The 22,438-nt window shown below is 59.6% G+C and carries 22 protein-coding genes; all 22 read left to right on the top strand.

The window, feature by feature from the left end:
• Nucleotides 1-11: 11 nt before the first annotated feature.
• The 22 genes from pseF to HP062_RS11995 all read left to right on the top strand — a co-directional run bounded on the left by pseF (nt 12) and on the right by HP062_RS11995 (nt 22,433).
• Nucleotides 12-707: a pseudaminic acid cytidylyltransferase gene (gene pseF, locus HP062_RS12100; RefSeq protein WP_145309658.1), complete on the top strand. Its 696-nt coding sequence runs from the start codon at nt 12-14 to the stop codon at nt 705-707.
• Nucleotides 704-2,209 (top strand): UDP-2,4-diacetamido-2,4,6-trideoxy-beta-L-altropyranose hydrolase, encoded by a 1,506-nt coding sequence (gene pseG / locus HP062_RS12095; RefSeq protein ID WP_172791450.1) that lies wholly within the window; start codon nt 704-706, stop codon nt 2,207-2,209. Before pseF ends, pseG begins: the two co-directional genes overlap by 4 nt.
• Nucleotides 2,202-3,254 carry a pseudaminic acid synthase gene (pseI, locus tag HP062_RS12090; protein WP_172791449.1) on the top strand — a complete coding sequence of 351 codons (1,053 nt, stop codon included), beginning with the start codon at nt 2,202-2,204 and terminating at the stop codon, nt 3,252-3,254. The genes pseG and pseI overlap by 8 nt, the downstream gene beginning before the upstream one ends.
• A gap of 228 nt (nt 3,255-3,482) precedes the next feature.
• A complete protein-coding gene (locus HP062_RS12085) occupies nt 3,483-4,409 on the top strand; it encodes a ketoacyl-ACP synthase III (protein WP_010456985.1) in 927 nt (308 codons plus the stop codon).
• 96 nt (nt 4,410-4,505) lie between these two features.
• Nucleotides 4,506-5,798: a motility associated factor glycosyltransferase family protein gene (locus HP062_RS12080; RefSeq protein ID WP_172791448.1), complete on the top strand. Its 1,293-nt coding sequence runs from the start codon at nt 4,506-4,508 to the stop codon at nt 5,796-5,798.
• Nucleotides 5,795-6,064, top strand: a complete 270-nt coding sequence (locus HP062_RS12075) for a hypothetical protein (protein ID WP_010456982.1) — start codon at nt 5,795-5,797, stop codon at nt 6,062-6,064. The genes HP062_RS12080 and HP062_RS12075 overlap by 4 nt, the downstream gene beginning before the upstream one ends.
• Nucleotides 6,065-6,316: 252 nt before the next feature.
• A complete protein-coding gene (locus HP062_RS12070; RefSeq protein WP_008072599.1) occupies nt 6,317-7,168 on the top strand; it encodes a flagellin domain-containing protein in 852 nt (283 codons plus the stop codon).
• A 73-nt stretch (nt 7,169-7,241) separates the two neighbouring features.
• Nucleotides 7,242-7,607, top strand: coding sequence for a flagellar protein FlaG (locus HP062_RS12065; protein ID WP_010456977.1), 366 nt, complete (start codon nt 7,242-7,244; stop codon nt 7,605-7,607).
• 82 nt (nt 7,608-7,689) lie between these two features.
• Complete coding sequence (fliD, locus tag HP062_RS12060; protein ID WP_077748623.1) at nt 7,690-9,120, top strand: flagellar filament capping protein FliD; 1,431 nt, start codon at nt 7,690-7,692, stop codon at nt 9,118-9,120.
• A 128-nt stretch (nt 9,121-9,248) separates the two neighbouring features.
• A complete protein-coding gene (fliS, locus tag HP062_RS12055) occupies nt 9,249-9,644 on the top strand; it encodes a flagellar export chaperone FliS (RefSeq protein WP_010456972.1) in 396 nt (131 codons plus the stop codon).
• 10 nt (nt 9,645-9,654) lie between these two features.
• Entirely contained in the window at nt 9,655-9,951 is a 297-nt protein-coding gene (locus HP062_RS12050; protein WP_077748624.1) for a flagellar protein FliT, read from the top strand.
• A gap of 173 nt (nt 9,952-10,124) precedes the next feature.
• Nucleotides 10,125-11,600, top strand: a complete 1,476-nt coding sequence (locus HP062_RS12045; RefSeq protein WP_010456968.1) for a sigma-54 dependent transcriptional regulator — start codon at nt 10,125-10,127, stop codon at nt 11,598-11,600.
• A gap of 128 nt (nt 11,601-11,728) precedes the next feature.
• Nucleotides 11,729-12,934, top strand: coding sequence for a PAS domain-containing sensor histidine kinase (locus HP062_RS12040; protein WP_172791447.1), 1,206 nt, complete (start codon nt 11,729-11,731; stop codon nt 12,932-12,934).
• A 5-nt stretch (nt 12,935-12,939) separates the two neighbouring features.
• Nucleotides 12,940-14,319, top strand: a complete 1,380-nt coding sequence (locus HP062_RS12035) for a sigma-54 dependent transcriptional regulator (protein ID WP_010456964.1) — start codon at nt 12,940-12,942, stop codon at nt 14,317-14,319.
• Nucleotides 14,320-14,449: 130 nt separating this feature from the next.
• A complete protein-coding gene (fliE, locus tag HP062_RS12030) occupies nt 14,450-14,779 on the top strand; it encodes a flagellar hook-basal body complex protein FliE (RefSeq protein WP_010456962.1) in 330 nt (109 codons plus the stop codon).
• Between the two features lie 14 nt (nt 14,780-14,793).
• Complete coding sequence (fliF, locus tag HP062_RS12025) at nt 14,794-16,581, top strand: flagellar basal-body MS-ring/collar protein FliF (protein WP_169856637.1); 1,788 nt, start codon at nt 14,794-14,796, stop codon at nt 16,579-16,581.
• Complete coding sequence (gene fliG / locus HP062_RS12020) at nt 16,574-17,593, top strand: flagellar motor switch protein FliG (protein WP_007894195.1); 1,020 nt, start codon at nt 16,574-16,576, stop codon at nt 17,591-17,593. The genes fliF and fliG overlap by 8 nt, the downstream gene beginning before the upstream one ends.
• Nucleotides 17,594-17,600: 7 nt before the next feature.
• Nucleotides 17,601-18,401: a flagellar assembly protein FliH gene (gene fliH, locus HP062_RS12015; protein ID WP_010456958.1), complete on the top strand. Its 801-nt coding sequence runs from the start codon at nt 17,601-17,603 to the stop codon at nt 18,399-18,401.
• On the top strand, nt 18,391-19,749 hold the full coding sequence (gene fliI / locus HP062_RS12010) for a flagellar protein export ATPase FliI (RefSeq protein ID WP_077748627.1): 1,359 nt from the start codon (nt 18,391-18,393) through the stop codon (nt 19,747-19,749). The genes fliH and fliI overlap by 11 nt, the downstream gene beginning before the upstream one ends.
• A 6-nt stretch (nt 19,750-19,755) precedes the next feature.
• Nucleotides 19,756-20,205: a flagellar export protein FliJ gene (gene fliJ / locus HP062_RS12005; RefSeq protein WP_010456956.1), complete on the top strand. Its 450-nt coding sequence runs from the start codon at nt 19,756-19,758 to the stop codon at nt 20,203-20,205.
• 210 nt (nt 20,206-20,415) lie between these two features.
• On the top strand, nt 20,416-20,721 hold the full coding sequence (locus HP062_RS12000; protein WP_172791446.1) for an STAS domain-containing protein: 306 nt from the start codon (nt 20,416-20,418) through the stop codon (nt 20,719-20,721).
• 5 nt (nt 20,722-20,726) lie between these two features.
• Complete coding sequence (locus tag HP062_RS11995; protein ID WP_172791445.1) at nt 20,727-22,433, top strand: fused response regulator/phosphatase; 1,707 nt, start codon at nt 20,727-20,729, stop codon at nt 22,431-22,433.
• The last annotated feature ends 5 nt before the right edge of the window (nt 22,434-22,438 follow it).

The raw sequence follows: 22,438 nt of genomic DNA, 5'->3' as shown, positions 1-22,438 counted from the left end.
GGGGGCTGGTTGTGAGCTGCGTAGCCATCATTCCGGCCCGGGGCGGCAGCAAGCGAATCCCGCGCAAGAACCTCAAACCGTTCGACGGCGTGCCGATGATCGTCCGCTCAATCTGTACGGCGCTGGATTCGCAGCTGTTCGATCAGGTGGTCGTCAGCACCGACGATGAAGAAATCGCCGAGGTCGCGCGGGTGCACGGTGCTCAGGTGCCGTTCATGCGTCCGGCGTCGTTGGCCGACGATTTCACCGGCACGGCGGCGGTGATGGTGCATGCCTTGAATGAGCTTGCGGCGTTCGACTATGCCTGTTGTATCTACGCGACCGCACCCCTCTTGCAGGCACGGTTTCTGCGTCAGGGCTTTGAATTGCTGGAGCAGAACCCGGATAAATCCTTCGCGTTTTCCGTGGCCGGTTTCGGCTTTCCCGTGCAGCGTGCCTTGACCCTCGACGAACACGGCGCGTTGACGTCGTTGTACCCGGAATTTCGCAACACCCGCTCGCAGGACCTGGCCGAAGCCTTTCAAGATGCGGGGCAGTTCTACTGGGGGCGCAGCGAGGCCTGGTTGCGCGGCGATGTATTGTTTTCCCCGGCGAGCCTGCCGGTGATTCTGCCGCGGCATCTGGTGCAGGACATCGATACCCTCGAAGACTGGAAACGCGCTGAATACCTTTACGCCGCGTTGAAGGCTGGAGGCGAACTGCAATGAGGGTGCTGATTCGCTCCGACGCATCGCCGACCATTGGCAGCGGGCATATCGCTCGCTTGTTGCCCCTGGCCAGAACCTTGCGCAAGCAGGGTTCACATGTTGCCTTTGCCTGTCGCCTGCTGCCGGGGCATCGGTTGGACAGTCTGGCGGCCGAAGGTTTTGAAACCTTCGCGCTGCCGGGGCGTTATCCCGATGAAGACCCGCAGCAAGGCATCGAATCCATGCTGCCGTGGCAGGCGGACATCGACGCGTTGGCGCAGGCATTGGAAAACCATCCGCCGTTCGACTGGATCATCGTCGATCACTACGGCCTCGACCATCACTGGCAAACGGCGGCCCGGCGCTGGGCGCTACGGATCGCTGCGGTGGATGATCTTGCCACTCGCCAGTACGCCGTCGACCTGCTGCTCAACCAGAACCTGTCGGGCACACCAGCGGCCTATGACTCACTGCTCACGCCTGGCTGCCATACGTTGTTCGGCCCACGTTTCGCGATGCTGCGCGATGAGTTCCGTTGCCCGGCGATCCCGATCAAACCGCAGGCCGAGCGGGTGTTGGTGAATTTCGGCGGCTTCGATGCGGCGATGCAGACTCATCACGCGATGCTGGCCATGGCGGATTTCGATGCGCTGGAAGTCGATTTCGTTGCCGGAGCCGACAACCCGGCCTGGGACGATATGCAGGCCATGGCGGCGACTCGGCCGAACTGGCGCTTGCACAGTTTTGTCAGCGACTTCTACCGGCTGATGACCGAGGCCGACCTGTTTGTCGGTGCCGGTGGCGGGACAAGTTGGGAGCGGGCGGCCATGGGGCTGCCGACGATTTGCATTGCGGTCTCGAACAATCAGCAGGCCAATGGCGAGGTCATGGCCGCCTCGGGTGCCCATGTCTACCTGGGCCCTCGTGAACAGGTGAGCGTTGAACAACTGCGCCAGGCCATCGGTTTTGTCGCTGGCAATCAGGGGATACGCCAGAGCCTGGCCGATCATTCGCGGCAATTGGTGGATGGTCGGGGGGCGCAGCGGGTGGCGGCAGCGTTGGCCGGTGCGGTGTTGCAGATCCGTCTCGCGACCGCAGACGATGCACGGCTTCTGTTCCACGGACGCAACGCCGAGGCGGTTCGGCGCTGGTCGCTGGACGCCGGGGCGATTGAATGGTCGTCGCATCAACATTGGCTGGCCGCCAGTTTGAATAATGCGCGGCGCTTGCTATTGATCGCCGAAACCGATGACGGTCCGGTGGGGGTGTTGCGTTATGACGTGCGCGGCTTTGAAGCCGAAGTCTCGATTTATCTGTTTGAAGATCGCATCGGCCTGGGCTGGGGCAGGGCGCTGCTGGTCCGCGGCGAGACGTTCGTGACGGCCCACTGGCCGCAACTGACGGCCATCACCGCCCAGGTGTTGCCGGACAACCAGCCTTCGCTGAAGGTGTTTCGCGAAGCCGGTTTTACTCAGAGTGCTTGCGCGTTCACGCGCGTATTAAAGGAACGCAGCAATGACTAGCTTCAAGATCGGCAACCGCTCCATCGGTGCCGACGCGCCGCCGTTCATCATCGCCGAGATGAGCGGCAACCATAACCAGTCGCTGGACATGGCGCTGCAAATCGTCGAAGCGGCGGCCAAGGCCGGCGCGCATGCCTTGAAGCTGCAAACCTACACCGCGGACACCATGACCCTGGACCTGGCCGAAGGTGAGTTCTTCATCAAGGACCCAAAGAGTCTGTGGGCCGGAACCTCGTTATATGCGTTGTACGAGAAAGCGCATACGCCGTGGGAATGGCACGCGCCGATTTTCGCCCGGGCCAAGGAACTGGGCATGCTGGCGTTCTCCACGCCGTTTGATGACAGCGCCGTCGACTTCCTCGAAAGCCTCGATGTGCCGGCGTACAAGATCGCCAGTTTTGAAAACACCGACCTGCCGCTGATTCGTCGGGTCGCGGCCACCGGCAAGCCATTGATTATCTCCACCGGCATGGCCAGTATCGCCGAGCTCGACGAAACCGTGCGCGCTGCCCGTGAGGCGGGATGCAAGGACCTGGTGCTGCTCAAATGCACCAGCACGTACCCGGCAACACCGGCCAATAGCAATGTGCGCACGATTCCACATTTGCGTGAATTGTTTGGCTGCGAGATCGGCCTGTCCGATCACTCCATGGGCGTCGGCGTGTCTGTGGCCGCCGTGGCGCTGGGAGCGACTGTGATCGAAAAGCACTTCACCCTCGATCGTGCGGCCGGAGGGGTGGACGCCAGTTTCTCCCTGGAGCCGGCCGAACTGGAAAGCCTGGTGATCGAAACCGAGCGTGCCTGGCAGGCTATGGGCCAGGTGCATTACGGCGTGACCGAGGCCGAGCGCAAGTCCCTGGTGTACCGACGCTCGCTCTATGTCACGCAAGATATGGCGGCCGGAGAGCCGTTTACCGTCGCCAATCTGCGTGCCATCCGTCCTGGCCTGGGGCTGGCGCCCAAACACGCTGAAACCCTTCTGGGCCGCCGCGCCCGCCACGCCATCCAGCGTGGAACCGCGCTGGACTGGTCGTTGGTCGAATAACGCCTTGTCGGTCTGTTTCGGCAAAATAGCGTGACCTGCGAGTCATAACGCGCATCTTCACTGTATTGTATAAATCGGGGAGGTGGCGCCTGGTCTCTGTTTGGCCCAGTGATAGCCTTTTATTCTTCCCGTTGTCGCCTCCATGGGGCGACGTTTTTCTCTGTTTGTCGGCGCCCCTCGAATCATTACGAGCGGTGGTATTGGGCTGTTTATTATTGGGAAGCCGTAATGATTGGCATAAAAAGCATTGCGAGCTACGTTCCTGTAGCCGGCGTGGACAATTACGCACAAGGTGCAAAATTCGAAAAGGATGAAGAGTTCATCCTGGGCAAAATCGGCTCGGCCTTCCTGCCGCGTAAAGACGCCGGGCAGGAAACGTCGGACCTGTGTGTCGAAGCAGCCAACGCGTTGTTCGCCAACAACCCTGACTTGAAGCGTGAATCCGTCGATGTGCTGATCGTCGTCACCCAGAACGGCGACGAAGAAGGTTTGCCACACACGGCCGCCATCGTTCAGGACAAGCTGGGCCTGCCGACTACCGTGGCGGCGTTTGATATTTCCCTGGGCTGCTCCGGCTACGTCTACGGCATCTACGCGATCAAGGGCTTCATGGAAGCCGCTGGCCTGAAGAATGGCTTGCTGATCACCGCCGACCCTTATTCGAAGATCGTCGACCCGGAAGACCGCAACACCACCATGCTCTTCGGCGACGCCGCCACCGCGACCTGGATGGGCGAAAACGCGCCCTGGCAGCTGGGCAAAGCCAAGTTCGGCACCGACGGTTCCGGTGCGCCGCACTTGAAAGTCACCGACGGCGTGTTCTACATGAACGGTCGCCAGGTGTTCAACTTTGCACTGCTCAAAGTCCCGGCGCACTTGCATGAGCTGCTGGCTGACTCGCAACTGACCGCTGATGACATCGACGCCTTCTGCATTCACCAAGGCAGCGCCGCGATTGTCGACGCTGTGGCGCGTCGCTTCGAAGGCGAGCCGGAGAAGTTCATCAAGGACATGGTCGAGACCGGCAACACCGTGTCGTCGAGCATTCCGCTGCTGTTGGAAAAACACGTGCTGGACTCCGACTGGAAGCGCGTTGCGCTCAGCGGTTTCGGCGTTGGCCTGTCCTGGGGCTCGGCGATCCTCTACCGCCCTTGAACAAGGCGTCTTAGTCAAAGAAAGCCAGACACAAAAAAAGCGCTCAAGGTGTAATCTTGAGCGCTATTTTTTTGCCCGAACACAATGCGAGGCGCCATGAGCGAGTTCTTTGAGCACAACGTCGACGTCATCCAGCAACGCTGGCCGGCGTTGGCTGTGCGCTTGCTGGTCGAAGACACGAGCCTGCTACAGGCTGATCTGGTGGAAGGCCTGGGCTCGACGCTGAGCATCAATGGCATTCAGCTGACCAGCCGCCATGATCGCAGTCGCGAGGCCGTGCTTCAGGCCGACAGTTTGCCGCTCGACAGTCCGGTGGCGCACGTCTACGGCACCGGGCTCGGCGATCTGCAAATGGAGTTGCTGCAACGCGCCGGTCTTGAGCATTTGTACGTGCACATCCTCAACGGCGCCGTGTTTGCCTTGGTGCTGCAACTGCTCGATCAACAGCCGTGGCTCAGCGATCCCAGGGTCGAGCTGTTGTATGCCGGCGATCTGGGAGAAATCCAGCTGCCGTTTTTTGCCTTGCCCTCCGAGCTGGTACTGGCCGACGATTTCAGCGCGAAGATCCGTGATCGCCTGATCAGTGAAACCCATCTGACCTTCAACAATCGTGAGTTCGATCCGCAGTCGCCTGAAATCGTGGAGCGCTTGCAGGTCAGTCTCAAATGGTTGCTGGGCGATCGCGACGTGGCCGAGTTGTTCGGTTCACAGCCGGGGCGGGAGGTGTTTGTCATCGCCACCGGGCCAAGCCTGGAACAGCACTTTGCGACCTTGCGCGCTATTCGCAATGAAGCCGAGCGACCGTTGTTCATCTGCGTCGACACGGCCTATCGTCCGCTGCTCAAGCACGGCATTCGTCCTGACATTGTCGTCAGCATCGACCAGCGCATTTCGCAGCGGCACCTGCCGTCTGAAGGCACGGCCGACATCACGCTGGTGTTCATGCCCATGCTTGATCCGGCAGTGATCCAGGCCTGGCAGGGGCCGCGTTATGCCGGTTATTCCGCGAGCCCGATCTACCAGCAGCTGCGTCGGCAATTGCCCAGGGGCGAGCTGTATGTTGGCGGCAGCGTGATTCACCCGGCGGTCGACCTGGCGGTGAAAATGGGCGCTGTGCAAATCACGCTGTTCGGCGCCGACTTTGCCTTCCCGGGTGACAAGACCCACGCAGGGTGGAGCGATGGTGATCTGGGGCCGCAGATGGGGGCTGCCAAGCACTGGGTGCTGGATGGCCACGGCCAGCGCATCAAGACTCAACTCAACTTCCGCAGCTATCTGTGTGAGCTGGAGCGTTTTATTGCGGGCCACCCACAGGTGCGTTTCCATAACAGCAGTCGGGCAGGGGCGATGATCGCCGGTACGGTTTTTCATCCGGAGTTTGCGTCATGAGCGCGCTTGAAACCTTCGTTGCCGATGCGCAGCACTGTGCAGCCTTGTTCCGTCTGGGGCGTGATGTCGAAGCCAGCCTGGTAATGATCGAGCTGGTCGGTGAAGTGCATCCGGCATTTGACTCCACGCCGCAGGCATCGCAACAGCAATGGGCATTTTTGCTCAGCAAAATGTTCGCGTGTCAGGAGGCGCAGAACTGGCTCGCATTGGCCGATTACCTGGAATATGAACTGGTCGAGTTGCTGACCGAAAGCCTGTCTGTTTAAGCAATATCCCTTCTGTCGGTGCCGGCGAGTCCTCGCCAACCTGTCGCCGACATTTCCCTGGCGTCATTTTTTCGCTGCCGGATCATCGCCAACCCCTTGATTTACGGGGGTGGCAACGTGATGGCAAATAATTTTGAAAATCCCCTAAAGCAAGTTGCATTGGCGACGATAACTATTACGAAGGTTCTCTAGGCCATACCCGGCGGTTGCCAGGGCCGGAAGCCGCAGTACCCAACCAACGAGGAATTCGTCATGGCTTTAACAGTAAACACCAACGTCACATCGTTGAACGTTCAGAAAAACCTGAACCGCGCTTCCGACGCTCTGTCGACATCGATGACTCGCCTGTCTTCCGGCCTGAAAATCAACAGCGCTAAAGACGACGCCGCCGGCCTGCAAATCGCTACCCGTATGACTTCGCAGATCCGCGGTCAGACCATGGCTATCAAAAACGCCAACGACGGTATCTCGATCGCTCAGACCGCTGAAGGCGCGATGCAAGAATCGACCAACATTCTGCAGCGTATGCGTGAACTGGCTGTTCAATCCCGAAACGACTCGAATGGCACCGCTGACCGCGCTGCTCTGAACAAAGAATTCGCTTCGATGTCGGACGAACTGACTCGTATCGCCAAGTCGACCAACCTGAACGGCAAGAACCTGATCGACGGCACCGCTGGCACCATGACCTTCCAGGTTGGTTCCAACACTGGCGCTACCAACCAGATCACCCTGACCCTGGACAGCGGCTTCGACGCAGCTACCCTGTCGGTTGACTCGGCTACCGTTCAGATCACTGGTAACAACTCGGCAACCGCCGAAGCTTCGATGAACAACGCGCTGACCAAAATCGACGCCGCTCTGGCCAAGATCAACTCCAGCCGTGCTGACCTCGGTGCTGCACAAAACCGTCTGTCCAGCACCATTTCCAACCTGCAAAACATCAACGAAAACGCCAGTGCTGCACTGGGTCGCGTACAAGATACCGACTTCGCTGCTGAAACTGCACAGCTGACCAAGCAACAAACTCTGCAACAAGCTTCCACCGCAGTTCTGGCTCAGGCCAACCAACTGCCATCCGCTGTACTGAAACTGCTTCAGTAATAGCTGAGTGAGTTTTGGCGGGGGAGTGTGCATGTCGCGCTCTCTCGCTTTTTTGGTTTAAGAGGTGATGGACATGGATATGAGCGTGAAGCTGAACTTGTCTTATCCTGCGGCCCCAAAGGCGACGGCTGTTGCCGAGAAGCCTGCGGAAAAGCCTCAAGCGGTCGCTGCGTCAGTGGTTGCTGTCAAGGATGAAGGTAAAAGCGGCTTAACCGAGCAGGAAAAACTGAAGATGGCCGTTCAGGAAATCGAAAAGTTCGTTCAGTCGGTCAAGCGTAATCTGGAGTTCTCGATTGACGAGCCTTCAGGCAAGGTTGTGGTAAAAGTGATTGCCAGCGACTCTGGTGAGGTGATCCGTCAGATCCCCAACGAAGAGGTCTTGAAACTGGCCAATAGTTTGAATGATGCAAGCAGCCTGTTGTTCAGCGCTAAAGCCTGACAACTGGCACGAATTTTGTTGCTATGTTCTTTTGGGCGTTGTAGTGGTCAAAAGGCCGGCGACACACTGAAGGGAGTTTCACATGGCAAGTCCAATTCTACCGGGCACAGGTTTAGGTTCCGGCCTTGATACTGGTGCTATCGTCAAAGCCTTGGTGAACGCTGACAAAGCGGCCAAGCAAGGTCAGATCGATCGTGGAACCGCCACTAACTCGGCGAGTATTTCCGGGATTGGTACCTTGAAGTCGCTGTTGGCCACGTTCCAGAAAGCGCTTACCGATCTGGGTAGTACGACAACCCCTCAGTTCACGGGTTTTGCCGCGACGTCGTCCGATGTAAAAGTGCTGACCGCTACGTCCAGTAACGCGGCTGTCGCCGGTAACTACGTGGTCGACATCACTAGCCTGGCCACCTCATCGAAAGTGGCTTCCGCTGCATTTGCCGGTGGTACAACCAGTGCGATCCCTGCTGGCACGCTGACCATCACCCAAAATGGCAAAAGCTATCCGGTAACTGTGGGTGCAGGCGCCACGTTGCAATCGGTGCGTGATTCGATCAACAGCCAATACCAGTCCAGTGGCTTGAGCGCCAACATTGTGACCGACAGTTTCGGCTCGCGTCTGGTGTTGGGTTCCACGACGACTGGTGCGGGTTCCGACATTTCCGCCAGCGGTATTGCCGGTCTGGAAATCGATGGGACCGCCCCGATGGTCACCCCGCCGACGGCCACTTCTTCGGGGGCTATTGGTGCTCCGGCCCAGGATGCGGTGTTTAGCGTCGACGGTCTGGCGATGACCAGCAAGTCCAACACCATCGACAAGACGATCTCCGGGTTGAGCCTGAATTTGCTCACCACCGGCAAGTCGACCGTCACCGTTGCGCCCAACAATGATGGTCTGAAGGCGTCGATCCAGAAATTCGTCGATGCTTACAACGCCGTCGCCAACGCTGTGACTTCGTTGACCAAGCCGTCCCTGGATGACGATGGCAAGCTGACCGTTTCCGCGGCGCTGACCGGTGACCCGCTGCCACGTTCGATTCTGGATTCCTTGCGGGGCCCGCTGTCGCAGACCGGTGCGGGCGACAAGCTGACTGTGCTTTCCCAGTTGGGTATCACCACCAACCAGAAGACCGGCGCACTGGACTTTGACAGCACCAAGTTCAACACTGCAATGAACGACAAGAAGCTGGGCGGTGAGGTTCAGACACTGTTCACGGGTACCAACGGTCTGATTGAGCGTATGAACAACGCGATCAAGCCTTACACCGAAGGTAAAACCGTCAATGGCAAAGCAGTCGACTCTATCCTGGACGCGCGCGCCAAGAGTCTGGATTCAACCAAGAAAAAGCTGTCCAATGACCAGGCGGCCCTGGATCGCCGAATCGAGACCCTGACGGCGGTGCTGACCAAAAAGTACAACGACATGGATACTCTGGTCGGCAAGCTGAAAGCGACAGCCAGTAACATCACCTCGATGTTTGAGGCGATGACAGCGCAGCAGAAGAACTCGTAACACTCGAACCGCCAAAAGCCCGGCAGCGTTTTAGAGCGCTCCGGGCTTTTTGTTTTTGGATCTAAAGTTTTTTGACGCGTCGTCGATACACTGGTTATACGAACCACAGATTTCTGATGAGGTACAACATGAATCCAATGTTAGCCCTTCGCCAATACCAGAAGATTGGCGCTCAGGCGCAGACTTCCGAAGCCAGCCCGCATCGTCTGGTTCAGATGCTTATGGAAGGCGGACTGGATCGCATAGCCCAAGCCAGGGGCGCGATGGAACGCAAAGACATTCCGAACAAGGGCGTTCTGATCGGCAAGGCCATCGGCATCATCGGCGGTCTGCGTGAAGGTCTGGATCTGGAAAATCAGGCTGAATCGGTAGGCGAGCTGGATAATCTCTATACCTACATGATGAAGCGTCTGGCTGAAGCCAATATCAAGACCGATCCAAAAATCCTCGACGAAGTCGCCGACCTGCTTCGCACGGTCAAAGACGGTTGGGATGCCATTGCCGCGCCGGGTCCGCAGTTTTAAGGAGATCACCATGAGTCTTGTCTTGCAGCGAATCGAACTAACCCGCGATGCCCTCGTCGGTGCATTGGCCGAGCGCAACTGGGAGGCCATTAGTGAATTGGACCTGGCTTGCCGTTGCTGCATGGAAGACGTCTTGAGTGAAGCTTCGGTGGATGAGGTCGCGTTGCGCGACAACCTTGAGGAGTTGCTGGGCGTGTATAAACAGCTTCTGGAGGCGGCGACAGGGGAGCGCCAGGCGATAGTCGACGAGATGTCGCAGATCCATCAAGCACAGAGCGCGGCAAAGGTTTACCATCTGTTTGGTTAATTAACCCTCAGTTAATCCAAACATAGTGCGCCATAAATTTGACTGTGCACGGTTTTTTGACTTAACTAGTGGCTGGTACCAGATTTCAGTCGTCTACAGGCATAACGTGTCTGCAAGCGTCTAGCTTGCCCCCTCATTTTGGGCATTGAGTTGACTAGGGAAGTTGCTATTGCATGTGGCGTGAAACCAAAATTCTGCTGATTGACGACGATAGCGTCCGCCGCCGCGATTTGGCGGTGATTTTAAATTTTCTTGGCGAAGAAAATTTACCCTGCGGTAGCCATGACTGGCAGCAGGCTGTCGGCTCTTTGTCCTCAAGTCGTGAAGTGATCTGTGTCCTCATCGGGACGGTCAATGCTCCTGGCGCACTTCCGGGCCTGTTAAAGACACTCGCAACCTGGGATGAGTTCCTTCCGGTTTTGTTAATGGGCGATAATTCTTCCATTGACTTGCCTGAAGACCAGCGTCGCCGAGTGCTTTCGACCCTCGAAATGCCACCCAGCTACAGCAAATTGCTCGACTCGCTGCACCGTGCGCAGGTCTATCGCGAGATGTACGACCAGGCCCGCGAGCGCGGTCGTCATCGCGAACCCAACCTTTTCCGTAGTCTTGTCGGCACCAGCCGGGCGATTCAGCACGTCCGTCAGATGATGCAGCAAGTGGCCGATACCGACGCCAGTGTGCTGATCCTTGGCGAGTCCGGCACCGGCAAGGAAGTGGTCGCGCGCAACCTGCACTACCACTCCAAGCGTCGTGACGCGCCGTTCGTTCCGGTCAACTGCGGGGCGATCCCGGCCGAGTTGCTGGAAAGCGAATTGTTCGGCCACGAGAAAGGCGCTTTCACTGGGGCGATCACCAGCCGCGCCGGGCGTTTTGAGTTGGCCAATGGCGGCACCCTGTTCCTCGACGAAATTGGCGACATGCCGTTGCCGATGCAGGTCAAGTTACTGCGCGTGTTGCAGGAGCGCACCTTCGAGCGCGTGGGCAGCAACAAGACCCAGAGTGTCGACGTGCGCATCATTGCGGCGACTCACAAGAATCTCGAAAGCATGATCGAGATCGGCACGTTCCGCGAAGACTTGTACTACCGCCTGAACGTGTTCCCGATCGAGATGGCGCCGCTGCGCGAACGTGTCGAAGACATCCCGTTGCTGATGAACGAGTTGATCTCGCGCATGGAGCACGAGAAGCGCGGTTCGATCCGCTTCAACTCGGCGGCGATCATGTCGCTGTGCCGTCACGGTTGGCCGGGCAACGTTCGCGAACTCGCCAACCTGGTGGAACGCATGGCGATCATGCACCCCTACGGGGTGATCGGCGTGGTCGAGCTGCCGAAGAAATTCCGCTACGTCGATGATGAAGACGAGCAACTGGTCGACAGCCTGCGCAGTGATCTTGAAGAGCGGGTGGCCATCAACGGTCATACCCCGGACTTCACCGCCAACGCCATGCTGCCGCCGGAAGGTCTGGACCTCAAAGACTACCTCGGTGGTCTGGAGCAGGGCTTGATTCAGCAGGCGCTGGATGATGCCAATGGGATCGTGGCGCGTGCCGCAGAACGCCTGCGTATTCGTCGTACCACGCTGGTGGAGAAGATGCGCAAGTACGGCATGAGCCGTCGTGACGGTGATGAACAGGCGGATGATTGACGCCTGTTTTTCAAGTCGTTCATTTGTAGGCGATTTTTTTTAGGCACGGGTATTGCTACATCCCTCGCAACGTTCCGTTTAACTGACGGTCAGCCTAGCGAGAGAGCACGATGCCCCAAGCCGCCCAGATGTCTCCTGTCCCTGATGCTTCGGGGCAACCGTCGTCCGTAGAGCAGGCAAGCCGGCTTGGCCTTGAGCAGGCGTTCTCGCTGTTCAACCAGATGTCGAGCCAGCTGACTGATTCCTACAGCATGCTGGAAGCCCGGGTCACCGAGCTCAAGGGTGAGCTGGCGGTGGTCAGCGCTCAGCGCATGCAAGAGCTGGCGGAAAAGGAACGTCTGGCCAACCGTCTGCAAAACCTCCTCGATCTGTTGCCTGGCGGCGTCATCGTCATCGATGCCCAGGGCATTGTGCGTGAAGCCAACCCGGCGGCCTGCGAGTTGCTCGGCCTGCCCCTCGAAGGCGAGCTCTGGCGCCATGTCATTGCCCGTTGCTTTGCTCCTCGCGAAGACGACGGTCACGAAATCTCTCTGAAGGACGGTCGACGTCTGTCGATCGCCACTCGTTCGCTGGATGCCGAGCCCGGGCAGTTGGTGTTGCTCAACGACCTGACCGAAACCCGTCATCTGCAAGATCAACTGGCTCGCCACGAACGCCTGTCGTCTCTCGGCCGAATGGTCGCCTCGCTGGCCCATCAGATTCGGACGCCGTTGTCCGCCGCGTTGCTCTACGCCAGTCATTTGACTGAGCAGGAATTGCCGGTCGCCACGCAGCAACGTTTTGCCGGGCGCCTGAAAGAGCGGTTGCATGAGCTGGAACATCAGGTTCGCGACATGCTGGTGTTCGCGCGCGGCGAGCTGCCGTTGACCGACCGCGTCACGCCCAAGCAATTGATGCAGTCGCTGCAATCGGCGGCATTGACTCATGTTCAGGATTTGCCGATTCGCTGGCAGTGCGACAGTCATGCCGGTGAACTGCTGTGCAACCGCGACACCTTGGTCGGCGCAATCCTTAATCTGATCGAGAACGCCGTTCAGGCCAGTGCCGGTGATGTCCGCTTGAAAGTGCATTTCTATGCCAGGGGAAACAACCTGCGGGTGTGCATCAGTGACAACGGCAGCGGCATCGACGGCAAAGTACTGGCGCGCTTGGGTGAGCCGTTTTTCACCACTAAAACCACCGGGACTGGCCTGGGCCTGACCGTGGTCAAGGCCGTGGCCCGTGCTCATCAGGGAGAATTGCAGTTGCGCTCGCGGCCGGGTCGCGGCACCTGCGCGCAGGTCATCCTGCCGCTTTTTTCCGGTGAACAGCCTAACGCTCAGGGAGCGGAGTGAAGGACATGGCAATCAAGGTTTTACTGGTCGAGGACGACCGCGCGCTACGCGAAGCACTGGCCGATACGCTGCTGCTCGCGGGGCACGATTACACGGCCGTCGGTTCGGCGGAAGAGGCGCTCGCGACGGTCGGCAATGAGGCCTTCAGCCTGGTGATCAGCGACGTCAATATGCCAGGCATGGACGGCCATCAACTGCTCGGTTTGCTGCGAACGCGTCAGCCGCAATTGCCGGTGTTGCTGATGACCGCTCATGGTGCGGTCGAGCGGGCCGTCGATGCGATGCGACAGGGCGCGGCGGATTATCTGGTCAAGCCGTTCGAGCCCAAAGCCTTGCTCGACCTCGTGGCGCGGCACGCACTGGGCACGCTCGGTGCGACCGAGAGCGAAGGGCCGATCGCCTTCGAGCCGGCCAGTGTGCAATTGCTGGAACTGGCCGCGCGGGTCGCGCGCAGCGATTCGACGGTATTGATTTCCGGCGAGTCCGGGACCGGTAAAGAAGTGTTGGCGCGTTATATCCATCAGCATTCCCATCGCGCCAGTCAGCCGTTCATTGCGATCAACTGCGCGGCGATCCCCGACAACATGCTCGAAGCCACTTTGTTCGGTCACGAAAAAGGTTCATTCACCGGCGCCATCGCGGCGCAGGCCGGCAAGTTCGAGCAGGCCGATGGCGGAACGATCCTGCTCGACGAAATTTCTGAAATGCCCCTCGGGCTCCAGGCCAAATTGCTGCGGGTGTTGCAGGAGCGTGAAGTCGAACGGGTCGGCGCACGCAAGCCGATCTCCCTGGATATACGGGTCGTGGCGACCACCAACCGTGACCTGTCCGGTGAGGTGTCGGCGGGGCGGTTCCGTGAAGATCTCTTCTATCGATTGTCGGTATTTCCGCTGGCCTGGCGTCCGCTGCGCGAGCGTACCGCCGACATCCTGCCGCTGGCCGAGCGTCTGCTGGCCAAACACGTCAATAAAATGAAGCATGCCGCGGCGAAACTGTCGCCCGAGGCGCAGGCGTGCCTGATCGGTTATCCGTGGCCGGGCAACGTGCGTGAACTGGATAACGCGATCCAGCGCGCCTTGATTCTGCAGCAGGGTGGTTTGATCCAGCCCCAGGATTTCTGCCTGTCCGGACCGGTGGCTTGCGCGCCGTTGCCGGCGTTGGCGCCGGTGCGGGTCGTGGAGGTCGAGGCTGAATCGGCCGGGGCGTTGGGTGATGACCTGCGTCGCCGTGAATTCCAGATGATCATCGACACCTTGCGTTCCGAGCGCGGCCGTCGCAAAGAAGCGGCTGAGCGATTGGGCATCAGCCCACGCACCTTGCGCTACAAGCTGGCGCAGATGCGCGATGCCGGGATGGATGTGGAAGCTTATTTGTTCGCGACTTGATTCGTTCGCCAACAAAGCCCGGGAAACGCTTTTGTTCAGAGCAGCCACGGAGCTGGCACCCTTGTTGCTAACACCTCACTACCCGCCGAGTGAGTGTCAAAAAATTGCGGGTCGCCAACGAGAGTAGACCATGAGCCAAGGTATTGAATTTAATCGGTTGATGCTGGACATGCGCTCCATGCAAATGGATGCCATGTCTGCGCCTAAATCGACTGCCGCAGTCCCTGAACTGGGTGGCAGCAGCTTTTCCGACATGCTCGGTCAGGCTGTCAATAAAGTGAACGACACCCAGCAAGCGTCCAGTCAGTTGGCCAGTGCCTTCGAGATCGGCAAAAGTGGCGTCGACCTGACGGATGTCATGATTTCCTCGCAGAAGGCCAGCGTGTCTTTTCAAGCGTTGACCCAAGTGCGAAACAAGCTGGTTCAGGCATACCAAGACATCATGCAGATGCCGGTTTAAGGACGAATTGAGTCATGGCAGAAGCAGTCGCCGATAACGTTCCGGCCAAGGCCACCCCAGTAGACGGCAAACCGCCGCTGTTCGGGTTGTCCTTCCTGGAAAACCTCTCCGAGATGACCATGTTGCGTCAGGTGGGCCTGTTGGTCGGCCTGGCTGCGAGCGTGGCGATTGGTTTTGCCGTGGTGCTGTGGTCGCAGCAGCCGGACTACCGGCCTCTGTACGGCAGCCTCGCCGGTATGGACGCCAAGCAGGTCATGGATACCCTGGCCGCCGCCGATATTCCCTACACTGTTGAACCCAACTCCGGTGCCTTGCTGGTCAAGGCCGAAGACCTGTCCCGTGCACGGCTCAAGCTCGCGGGCGCTGGTGTCACTCCCAGCGATGGCAACATCGGTTTTGAAATCCTCGACAAGGACCAGGGCCTGGGGACCAGCCAGTTCATGGAAGCGACCCGTTATCGTCGCGGCCTCGAAGGCGAACTGGCGCGGACCATTTCCAGCCTGAACAACGTCAAGGGCGCTCGCGTGCACCTGGCGATTCCGAAAAGCTCGGTGTTCGTGCGTGACGAACGCAAGCCAAGCGCTTCGGTGCTGGTTGAACTGTATTCCGGCCGCTCGCTGGAGCCGGGTCAGGTGGTGGCGATCATCAATCTGGTCGCGACCAGCGTTCCCGAACTCAGCAAATCCCAGATCACCGTGGTCGACCAGAAGGGCAACCTGCTGTCGGATCAGGCGGAAAATTCCGAACTGACCATGGCCGGTAAGCAATTTGACTACAGCCGTCGCATGGAAAGCATGCTGACCCAGCGCGTGCACAATATCCTGCAACCGGTGCTGGGCAACGACCGCTACAAAGCCGAAGTCTCGGCCGACGTGGACTTCAGCGCTGTCGAGTCGACCTCCGAGCAGTTCAACCCGGATCAACCGGCGTTGCGCAGCGAGCAGTCGGTCAACGAACAACGCACTGCCAGCAATGGCCCGCAAGGTGTGCCGGGTGCCCTGAGCAACCAGCCGCCATCGCCAGCTTCCGCGCCGCAGACCACCGGTGGCAGCACCGCGGCAGCCGGTATGGTTCAGCCAGGCCAGCCGTTGATCGATGCCAACGGTCAGCAAATCATGGACCCGGCCACCGGCCAGCCGATGCTGGCACCGTATCCGGCGGACAAGCGTCAACAATCCACCAAGAACTTCGAACTCGACCGTTCGATCAGCCACACCAAACAACAGCAGGGCCGTTTGAATCGCCTGTCGGTGTCGGTGGTGGTGGATGATCAGGTCAAGATCAACGCCGCCAATGGCGAGACCACCCGTGCGCCGTGGAGCGCCGATGAATTGGCGCGCTTCACTCGCCTGGTGCAGGACGCCGTCGGTTTCGACGCGAGCCGGGGTGACAGCGTCAGCGTGATCAACATGCCATTCTCCGCCGAGCGCGGTGAAGTGATTGCCGATATTCCGTTCTACTCCCAGCCTTGGTTCTGGGACATCGTCAAGCAAGTGCTGGGTGTCTTGTTCATCCTGGTGCTGGTGTTCGGTGTGCTGCGTCCGGTGCTCAACAACATCACCGGTGGCGGCAAAGGCAAGCAACTGGCCGGCATTGGCAGCGACGTGGAACTCGGTGGCATGGGCGGCCTGGACGGCGAACTGGGCAACGACCGCGTCAGCCTCGGTGGTCCGCAAAGCATCCTGCTGCCGAGCCCGAGCGAAGGCTATGACGCACAGTTGAATGCAATCAAGAGTCTGGTGGCAGAAGATCCGGGTCGCGTGGCCCAGGTCGTGAAAGAGTGGATTAACGCAGATGAGTGATAACCGAGCCGTTGCCGCCAAACTGACCAAGGTCGACAAAGCCGCGATTCTGCTGCTGTCCCTGGGTTCGACCGATGCTGCCCAGGTGTTGCGCCACATGGGGCCCAAAGAGGTCCAGCGCGTCGGCGTGGCCATGGCGCAGATGGGCAACGTCCATCGCGAGCAGGTCGAACAGGTCATGAGCGAGTTCGTCGACATCGTCGGCGACCAGACCAGCCTGGGCGTCGGCTCCGACGACTACGTGCGCAAAATGCTCACCCAGGCACTGGGCGAAGACAAGGCCAACGGCCTGATCGACCGCATCCTGCTGGGCGGCAACACCAGCGGCCTCGACAGCCTGAAGTGGATGGAACCGCGCGCCGTCGCCGATGTGATCCGTTACGAGCACCCGCAGATCCAGGCGATCGTCGTGGCCTACCTCGACCCGGATCAGGCTGGTGAAGTGCTTGGCAACTTCGACCACAAGGTGCGTCTGGACATCATTCTGCGGGTCTCCTCGCTGAACACCGTGCAGCCAGCGGCCCTGAAAGAACTCAACCAGATTCTCGAGAAGCAGTTCTCCGGCAACTCGAATGCCTCGCGCACCACCCTGGGTGGCATCAAGCGTGCGGCCGACATCATGAACTTCCTCGACAGCTCGATCGAAGGCCAGCTGATGGACTCGATCCGCGAAGTCGACGAAGACCTGTCCGGTCAGATCGAAGACCTCATGTTCGTGTTCAACAACCTGTCCGATGTCGACGACCGCGGGATTCAGGCGTTGCTGCGTGAAGTGTCCTCCGACGTGCTGGTGCTGGCCCTCAAGGGTTCGGACGAAGGCGTCAAGGAAAAGATCTTCAAGAACATGTCCAAACGAGCGGCCGAACTGTTGCGCGACGACCTCGAGGCCAAGGGCCCGGTGCGCGTCAGCGACGTGGAAACCGCGCAGAAAGAAATCCTCACCATTGCCCGCCGTATGGCCGAAGCCGGAGAAATCGTTCTCGGCGGGAAGGGCGGCGAAGAGATGATCTAAGGTCACTATGTCGTCCAAACATGATGAGTCCCAGACCGACCTGATCCGAGGCAAGGCCGTCGCCGGTTTCGATGTCTGGGCGTTGCCCAGTTTCGATCCGTTTGTGCCGGAGCCCGAGCCGGAACCCGAGCCCGAACCGCCGGAAATGGAAGAAGTGCCGCTGGATGAAGTCCAGCCACTGACCCTCGAAGAACTCGAAAGCATCCGTCAGGAGGCTTACAACGAAGGCTTCGCCATCGGCGAGAAAGAAGGCTTCCACAGCACCACACTCAAGGTCCGTCAGGAAGCTGAAGCCGTCCTGGCGCCGAAGGTTGCCGGCCTGGAACAGCTGATGGCCAACCTGTTCGAGCCCATTGCCGAGCAGGACACCCAGATCGAGAAATCCCTGGTCGACCTCGTGCAGCACATCACCAAACAGGTGATTCAGCGCGAACTGGCCATCGATTCGACGCAAATCGAACACGTCATGCGCGAAGCCCTCAAGCTCTTGCCGCTGGGCGTGGGTAACGTGCGGCTGCACATCAATCCGCAGGACTTCGAACAGGTCAAAGCCCTGCGCGAGCGCCATGAAGAAACCTGGCGCATCGTCGAAGACGAATCCCTGCTGCCCGGCGGTTGCCGGGTCGAGACCGAACACAGTCGCATTGACGCCACCGTTGAAACCCGCGTCGCCCAAGTCATGGCCAAGCTGTTCGATCAGTTGCATGACCAGGCCTTGCACCCGGCCGCTCCGGATCTGAGCCTGGAACTGCCGGTCGACGAAAAACCTGCGGTCGAGCCGACGCTGGACGAACCAGATGCGCCTTGACCGCACCAGCTTCGCCAAGCGCCTGGGCAGTTACGCCGAGGTCACTACGCTGGCGGGGGCGCCGATCCTCGAAGGCCGTCTGCTGCGCATGGTGGGCCTGACCCTCGAAGCCGAAGGTTTGCGCGCAGCAATGGGCAGCCGCTGCATGGTCATCAACGACGACAGTTATCAACCGGTGCAGGTCGAAGCCGAAGTCATGGGTTTCTCCGGCAGCAAGGTGTTCCTGATGCCGGTCGGCAGCGTCGCCGGCATTGCGCCCGGTGCCCGTGTGGTGCCTATGGCAGACACTGGCCGCTTGCCGATGGGCATGAGCATGCTCGGGCGGGTGCTGGACGGCGCCGGCCGTGCGCTGGATGGCAAGGGCGGCATGAAAGCCGAAGATTGGGTGCCGATGGACGGCCCGACCATTAACCCGCTCAAGCGTGAACCGATCAGTGAACCGCTCGATGTGGGCATTCGCACCATCAACGGTTTGTTGACGGTCGGTCGCGGTCAGCGTCTCGGTCTGTTCGCCGGTACCGGGGTCGGTAAATCCGTGCTGCTGGGCATGATGACCCGCTTTACCGAGGCCGACATTATCGTGGTCGGGCTGATCGGTGAGCGGGGTCGTGAAGTTAAAGAATTCATCGAGCACATCCTCGGTGAAGAAGGGCTCAAGCGTTCGGTGGTCGTCGCCTCGCCGGCGGACGATGCACCGCTGATGCGTCTGCGCGCCGCGATGTACTGCACGCGAATCGCCGAGTATTTCCGCGACAAGGGCAAGAACGTCCTGTTGCTCATGGACTCGCTGACCCGTTTCGCCCAGGCCCAGCGGGAAATCGCCCTGGCCATTGGCGAGCCGCCCGCGACCAAAGGCTATCCGCCGTCGGTGTTCGCCAAGTTGCCGAAACTGGTGGAGCGGGCCGGTAACGCCGAGAAGGGTGGCGGTTCAATCACCGCGTTCTACACCGTGTTGTCCGAAGGCGATGACCAGCAGGACCCGATTGCCGACTCGGCGCGAGGCGTGCTCGACGGGCACATCGTGCTGTCCCGGCGCCTGGCCGAAGAAGGTCATTACCCGGCCATCGATATCGAAGCCTCCATCAGCCGGGTCATGCCGTCGGTGGTCAGCCCCGAGCACATGGCCCGGGCGCAGATGTTCAAACAGTACTGGTCGCGCTATCAGCAGAGCCGCGACTTGATCAGCGTCGGTGCCTACGTGCCGGGCGGTGATCGTGAAACCGACGTCGCGATTTCCTTGCAGCCCGCCATGACCACTTATCTGCGTCAGGGCTTGAACGACAACATCGGCATGGGCGCCAGCGAAAACCACCTCGCCTCGATCTTCGCTCCGGCAGCGGGCGGCTAACCGGCCATGGCCCTGAGCCGCGCGGCACGTCTGGCACCCGTGGTGGAAATGGCCGAAAAGGCCGAAAAAACCGCGGTCATGCGCCTCGGGCACTTCCAGGGCCAGGTTCGTGTGGCGGAAAGCAAGCTCGCCGACCTCGAAAACTTCCGCCTCGAATACCAGGAACAATGGATTGTGCGCGGTAGCACTGGCGTTTCCGGCCAGTGGTTGCTTGGCTATCAGGGATTTCTTGCGCAATTGGGCACCGCCATCGATCAGCAGCGCCAAAGCCTGAACTGGCACCAGAACAACCTGAACAAGGCGCGCGAGTCCTGGCAGCAGGCGTTTGCCCGGGTCGAAGGTTTGCGCAAACTTGTACAACGCTACATGGACGAGGCGCGCAAGCTCGAAGACAAGCGCGAGCAGAAGCTGCTGGACGAATTGTCCCAGCGGTTGCCGCGGCATGATCCGTATTGAATCAGTGGGATCGCGTTACCGTTCTTCGCGGGCCAACCACGCTCTACAGGTTTTGTGTCGTTTGCGAGTAATGTGGACGCATAACCCGTAGGAGCGAGGCTTGCCCGCGAAGGCGGTCTGACAGGCGTGACAACTTCCCGCCTTGCTCCCATCTCCGCCAAGTGCTAAACCTTGTACACGTACGTTTACCCATGACAAGGAAGCCGATAAATGTCAGTTGTTACAGATGTATCTCCGGATGGGAAAAAGCTGACGATTTCGATCGAGGGACGATTCGATTTTGGTCGGCATCAGGAGTTTCGCGAGTCTTACGAGAAACTCGAAAAAAAACCGGAATCTGTTGTGGTGGACTTAAGGAGGGCCACGTATCTCGATAGCTCGGCGCTGGGGATGCTGCTTCTGCTCCGTGATCACGCCGGTGGCGACAGTTCCGATATTCGCGTCGTTAACAGCAATTCAGATGTGCGCAAGATCCTCGCCATCTCCAATTTCGACAAGCTGTTCGACATCACTTGACCGCCATGCAGCCGTCGCTTGAACCGCTGACCATCCTCATCGCCGAAGACAGCGCGGCCGATCGCATGCTGCTGTCGAGCATTGTCCGTCGTCAGGGCCACCAGGTATTGACGGCCGCCAACGGTGCCGAAGCCGTCGAAGCGTTTCGCCAGCAGCGGCCGCACCTGGTTCTGATGGACGCCATGATGCCGGTCATGGACGGTTTCGAAGCGGCCAGACAGATCAAGGCGCTGGCCGGGGAAACCCTGGTGCCGATCATCTTCCTGACCTCGCTGACCGAAAGCGAGGCCCTGGCCCGGTGTCTGGAGGCCGGTGGTGACGACTTTCTGGCAAAGCCCTACAACCAGGTGATCCTCGCCGCCAAGATCAAGGCCATGGATCGCTTGCGCCGGTTGCAGGCCACGGTGCTACAGCAGCGTGACCTGATCGCCAAACATCATGACTACTTGCTCAACGAGCAGCGAGTGGCCAAGGCCGTATTCGACAAGGTGGCGCATTCGGGCTGCCTGAGTGCGCCAAACATCCGCTACTTGCAATCGCCTTATGCGCTGTTCAACGGCGATCTGCTGCTGGCGGCGTTCACCCCGGCCGGCGACATGCATGTGCTACTGGGTGATTTCACCGGTCACGGGCTGCCGGCCGCGGTGGGCGCCATGCCCTTGGCTGAAGTCTTCTATGGCATGACTGCCAAAGGGTATGGCCTGGCTGAAACCCTGCGTGAGATGAACGCCAAGCTCAAGCGCATCCTGCCGGTGGACATGTTCTGCTGTGCCACCTTGCTGTGCCTGAGCTTTCAGCGACGCTCGGTGGAAGTCTGGAACGGCGGGATGCCGGACGGTTATCTGCACAACATCGTCAGCGGTGAGCGCACGCCGTTGACGGCGCGGCATTTGCCGTTGGGCATACTGAGCCCGCAAACCTTCAATGACCGCACCGAAGTGTTTCCGATGGCCGTTGGTGATCGGGTGTTTCTACTCTCCGACGGGGTCATCGATACCTGCGATGCCAACGATCAGTTGTTCGGTGTAGAGCGCTTGCATCAGGTGTTTGCGGCCAATCGTCAGCCAGACGCGCTGTTCGAGGACATCGAGCTGGCACTGCGGGATTTTCGTGGCGAGGCCCGCGATGATGTGAGCATGGTCGAGATCAGTCTGCTGGAGGCCGAGCAATTGAGCCCTCCGGCGCCGGTGTATTCCGACAGCGGCCAGTCGTGTCCGCTGGACTGGTCGGTGAGTTTCGAGTTTCGCGCCGCGACACTCAAACGTTTCAATCCGCTGCCGTACCTGTTGCAATTGTTGCTTGAGGTCCATGGTCTGCGGGCTCAGAGTGGGGCGCTCCACAGCGTGTTGGCAGAACTGTATTCCAACGCCCTTGAGCACGGCGTGCTGGGGCTGGATTCAAGCCTCAAGCGCGATGCTTCGGGTTTTGCGCGCTATTATCAAACGCGCAATGAGCGGCTGGAGGCGTTGCAGGACGGCTTTGTGCGGGTGCATTTGCAGATCGTGCCGACGGGCAAGGGCGGCAGCCTGATTGTGCGGGTCGAAGACAGTGGCAAAGGTTTCGATGTGGCGCGGGTAATGGAGCGTCCCGTCGACGGTGGCCGTCTGTCGGGGCGCGGCGTCAGTCTGATCCGCCAATTGAGCCGTAGCGCGAGCTGGTCCGACGATGGTCGTAGTGCTCGCGTAGAGTTTTTCTGGGAGGCTCTGGCATAATTCAC

Origin of the sequence: Pseudomonas sp. B14-6, from assembly GCF_013260315.1 — a bacterium.
Classification (GTDB): Bacteria; Pseudomonadota; Gammaproteobacteria; order Pseudomonadales; family Pseudomonadaceae; genus Aquipseudomonas; species Aquipseudomonas mandelii.
Note: the sequence above shows the minus strand (reverse complement) of the source record. Positions and strands in the feature narration are given on the sequence as shown.

Bases quoted from the DNA above. Each gene is read 5' to 3' on its own strand.
- pseG (WP_172791450.1), top strand. From the start codon at position 704: ATGAGGGTGCTGATTCGCTCCGACGCATCGCCGACCATTGGCAGCGGG.
- pseI (WP_172791449.1), top strand. From the start codon at position 2,202: ATGACTAGCTTCAAGATCGGCAACCGCTCCATCGGTGCCGACGCGCCG.
- HP062_RS12085 (WP_010456985.1), top strand. From the start codon at position 3,483: ATGATTGGCATAAAAAGCATTGCGAGCTACGTTCCTGTAGCCGGCGTG.
- HP062_RS12080 (WP_172791448.1), top strand. From the start codon at position 4,506: ATGAGCGAGTTCTTTGAGCACAACGTCGACGTCATCCAGCAACGCTGG.
- HP062_RS12075 (WP_010456982.1), top strand. From the start codon at position 5,795: ATGAGCGCGCTTGAAACCTTCGTTGCCGATGCGCAGCACTGTGCAGCC.
- HP062_RS12070 (WP_008072599.1), top strand. From the start codon at position 6,317: ATGGCTTTAACAGTAAACACCAACGTCACATCGTTGAACGTTCAGAAA.
- HP062_RS12065 (WP_010456977.1), top strand. From the start codon at position 7,242: ATGGATATGAGCGTGAAGCTGAACTTGTCTTATCCTGCGGCCCCAAAG.
- fliD (WP_077748623.1), top strand. From the start codon at position 7,690: ATGGCAAGTCCAATTCTACCGGGCACAGGTTTAGGTTCCGGCCTTGAT.
- fliS (WP_010456972.1), top strand. From the start codon at position 9,249: ATGAATCCAATGTTAGCCCTTCGCCAATACCAGAAGATTGGCGCTCAG.
- HP062_RS12050 (WP_077748624.1), top strand. From the start codon at position 9,655: ATGAGTCTTGTCTTGCAGCGAATCGAACTAACCCGCGATGCCCTCGTC.
- HP062_RS12045 (WP_010456968.1), top strand. From the start codon at position 10,125: ATGTGGCGTGAAACCAAAATTCTGCTGATTGACGACGATAGCGTCCGC.
- HP062_RS12040 (WP_172791447.1), top strand. From the start codon at position 11,729: ATGTCTCCTGTCCCTGATGCTTCGGGGCAACCGTCGTCCGTAGAGCAG.
- HP062_RS12035 (WP_010456964.1), top strand. From the start codon at position 12,940: ATGGCAATCAAGGTTTTACTGGTCGAGGACGACCGCGCGCTACGCGAA.
- fliE (WP_010456962.1), top strand. From the start codon at position 14,450: ATGAGCCAAGGTATTGAATTTAATCGGTTGATGCTGGACATGCGCTCC.
- fliF (WP_169856637.1), top strand. From the start codon at position 14,794: ATGGCAGAAGCAGTCGCCGATAACGTTCCGGCCAAGGCCACCCCAGTA.
- fliG (WP_007894195.1), top strand. From the start codon at position 16,574: ATGAGTGATAACCGAGCCGTTGCCGCCAAACTGACCAAGGTCGACAAA.
- fliH (WP_010456958.1), top strand. From the start codon at position 17,601: ATGTCGTCCAAACATGATGAGTCCCAGACCGACCTGATCCGAGGCAAG.
- fliI (WP_077748627.1), top strand. From the start codon at position 18,391: ATGCGCCTTGACCGCACCAGCTTCGCCAAGCGCCTGGGCAGTTACGCC.
- fliJ (WP_010456956.1), top strand. From the start codon at position 19,756: ATGGCCCTGAGCCGCGCGGCACGTCTGGCACCCGTGGTGGAAATGGCC.
- HP062_RS12000 (WP_172791446.1), top strand. From the start codon at position 20,416: ATGTCAGTTGTTACAGATGTATCTCCGGATGGGAAAAAGCTGACGATT.
- HP062_RS11995 (WP_172791445.1), top strand. From the start codon at position 20,727: ATGCAGCCGTCGCTTGAACCGCTGACCATCCTCATCGCCGAAGACAGC.